At 73.3% G+C, this 1,986-nt stretch carries 3 protein-coding genes; all 3 read right to left on the bottom strand.

Going from position 1 to position 1,986, the window contains the following annotated elements:
- Positions 1-45: 45 nt before the first annotated feature.
- Positions 46-702: a response regulator gene (locus tag PROKR_RS25170; protein WP_036969211.1), complete on the bottom strand. Its 657-nt coding sequence runs from the start codon at positions 700-702 to the stop codon at positions 46-48.
- A 65-nt stretch (positions 703-767) separates the two neighbouring features.
- Positions 768-1,337 (bottom strand): hypothetical protein, encoded by a 570-nt coding sequence (locus PROKR_RS25165; protein WP_036969058.1) that lies wholly within the window; start codon positions 1,335-1,337, stop codon positions 768-770.
- A gap of 131 nt (positions 1,338-1,468) precedes the next feature.
- On the bottom strand, positions 1,469-1,986 hold a 518-nt coding region (locus tag PROKR_RS25160), incomplete at its 5' end, for a thiamine pyrophosphate-dependent enzyme (protein WP_036969056.1).

Here is a 1,986-nt window from a genome sequence, read left to right as displayed (position 1 = left end):
TGGCGGGTGCCGTTGCCCGGCGACGACGCGCTGGACCCGTGACCCTCACGGGCCGCGCCGCTTGTCCTGCTGCTCCAGCCGGTCGGCCAGCACGGCGGCCTGGGCCCGCCGTTCCAGGCCGAGCTTGGCGAAGATGCTGGACACGTAGTTCTTCACCGTCTTCTCGGCCAGGAACAGCTCGCTCCCGATCTGCCGGTTCGTCAGGCCGTGCCCGATCAGCCCGAGGATGCGGCGCTCCTGGTCGGTGAGCTGCGCCAGCGGGTCCGGCTCGTGGTGCGCCTCCGACCGCAGCCGCTCCATCACCCGGGCCGCGGCGCGCGGGTCGAGCATCGAGCCGCCCGCGGCGACGGTCAGCACCGCCTCCACGAGGTCGGTGCCCCGCACCTGCTTGAGCACGTAGCCGGCGGCCCCGGCCAGGATCGCGTCGTACAGCGCCTCGTCGTCGGCGAACGAGGTGAGCATGAGGCAGGCGAGGTCCGGCATGCGCGAGCGCAGCTCACGACAGACGGTGACGCCGTCGCCGTCGGGCAGGCGCACGTCCAGGACCACGACGTCGGGCTCGGCGGCCGGCACCCGGGCCAGCGCCTCCCGGGCGGTCCCGGCCTCGCCCACGACGCGCACGCCGGGCTCGGACTCCAGCAGGTCGGCCACGCCGCGCCGCACCACCTCGTGGTCGTCGACGAGGAACACACGTACCACCATGTGCCCTACCGTAGCCGTGGTGCCCGTCCGGTTCACGACCGGGACGGGCACCACGGGGCGAGTCGTCATCGCAGGACGGGGTACCGCTTGACCATCGGCAGCCGGGACCACCAGCGCCCGAGGCCCATCGTGTCGCCGGCCAGGAAGGCGGCGAGGCCGATCAGCAGGACCGCGTCGATCAGGTGGTAGTCCACGAACGGGTTGTTCTCGAGGGGCAGCGATGCCATCCACATCAGGAGCAGCAGCACCACGCCGGCCCCTGCCGCGATCCGCATGCCGATGCCGAGCGCCAGCGCCAGGCCGATGCCGAGCAGGCCGATCATGAAGAGCCAGTCGAAGACCGGGTTGCCGGCCATGGAGTTGAAGAAGCCGGCGAAGGAGCCCTGGACGCCGCCCAGGTACCCCTCGGTCGGGGAGCCGCCCCGGATCCAGGCGGCGTCGGACGGGGTCGCCAGGCCCCAGCCGAAGAGCTTGTCGCCGAACGCCCACAGGAACTCGACGGCGAGCAGCAGCCGGACGCCCGCGAAGGCGTACCGGGAGACGGCCTCGCTCGTGACGTGCGTGGTCGCCGCGGCCTGACTCTGCGCGGCGGTCCCGTGCGCCCACTCGGCGGGGTTGTGGCTGACGGAGCTCATGATGTCCTCCAGGTGGTGCGCCGGACGTCTTCCAGCGCCTGAGTCCACCATCTCGCCGGCCGCACGTCGGCAGCAGGGTCCGCGGCCCCGCGCGGAGCGGGACCTTGGTCCCGTTCCCCGAGGTCAGACGGCTATCGGGTGCGGTTGGCCCGCAGGATCTCCTCCTGGTACGGAGCCACCACAGCCCCTGACACGCGGCAGTCAAGGAGCAGGAACGGGCGGTCCGCGACGGGCTCGGCCGCCCAGGCCGCCACCCGGTCCAGGTCGGCCAGCGAGCGCACGACCACACCCTCGGCGCCCACGGCCCCGGCGAGCGCCGCGAAGTCCGCCTCGGGGATGAGCATCGGCTCCTCGGTGATGCCCTGCCGCCCGTACACGTGCACCTCGGCGCCGTAGGCGGCGTCGTTCCAGACGACGGCGATGCCGCGGCCCGCCGCGGTGCGCACTGCGGTCTCCAGGTCGGCCAGCGCCATGAGCCCGCCTCCGTCGCCCGTCGTGAGCACCACGGCGGCGTCGGGCACGGCCGCGGCGGCGCCGGCGACGCTCGGGAATCCGAGCCCGATGGACTGGTAGGCGGTGCCGACCATGACCATGCGGTCGGGGGAGGCGACGGGCCAGTACATGTTGGCCCAGCCGATGAAGTGCCCGC

Source organism: Promicromonospora kroppenstedtii DSM 19349 (assembly GCF_000515355.1).
Lineage (GTDB): Bacteria > Actinomycetota > Actinomycetes > Actinomycetales > Cellulomonadaceae > Promicromonospora > Promicromonospora kroppenstedtii.
The sequence above is the reverse complement of the archived record's forward strand: the minus strand, read 5'-3'. Positions and strand labels throughout refer to the sequence as shown.